The following is a 656-nucleotide window of genomic DNA, read 5'->3' on the forward strand; positions in this document are numbered from 1 at the left end:
CAAGTAGGTGTACCTTACATCCTTGTGTTCTTGAACAAATGTGACCTTGTAGACGACGAAGAGCTTCTTGAGCTAGTTGAAATGGAAGTTCGTGAACTTCTTTCTACTTATGACTTCCCAGGTGATGACACTCCTGTTATCCGTGGTTCAGCTCTTGCTGCGCTTAACGGTGATGCTGGTCAATATGGCGAATCTTCAGTTCTTGCTCTTGTTGAAGCGCTTGACACTTACATTCCAGAACCAGAACGTGCAATCGACAAAGCATTCTTGATGCCAATCGAAGACGTTTTTTCAATTTCAGGTCGTGGTACAGTAGTAACTGGCCGTGTTGAATCTGGTATCGTGAAAGTAGGCGAAGAAGTTGAAATCGTTGGTATCAAAGACACAGTTAAAACAACTGTAACTGGCGTAGAAATGTTCCGTAAATTGCTTGACGAAGGTCGTGCAGGCGAGAACTGTGGTGTTCTTCTACGTGGTACTAAACGTGAAGACGTTCAACGTGGTCAAGTACTTGCTAAACCAGGTACAATCAAGCCGCACACTAAATTCGATGCAGAAGTATACGTACTTTCTAAAGAAGAAGGTGGTCGTCACACTCCATTCCTTAACGGTTACCGTCCACAGTTCTACTTCCGTACAACTGACGTAACTGGCGC

1 protein-coding gene is annotated in these 656 nt (G+C 44.4%); it reads left to right on the forward strand.

What is annotated here, in order from left to right; all coding sequences use genetic code 11:
- On the forward strand, window positions 1-656 hold a 656-nt coding region (locus ACE01R_RS17870; RefSeq protein ID WP_395552816.1), incomplete at both ends, for an EF-Tu/IF-2/RF-3 family GTPase.

Origin of the sequence: Acinetobacter sp. BSP-28, from assembly GCF_044130285.1 — a bacterium.
In the GTDB taxonomy this organism is placed as follows: Bacteria; Pseudomonadota; Gammaproteobacteria; order Pseudomonadales; family Moraxellaceae; genus Acinetobacter.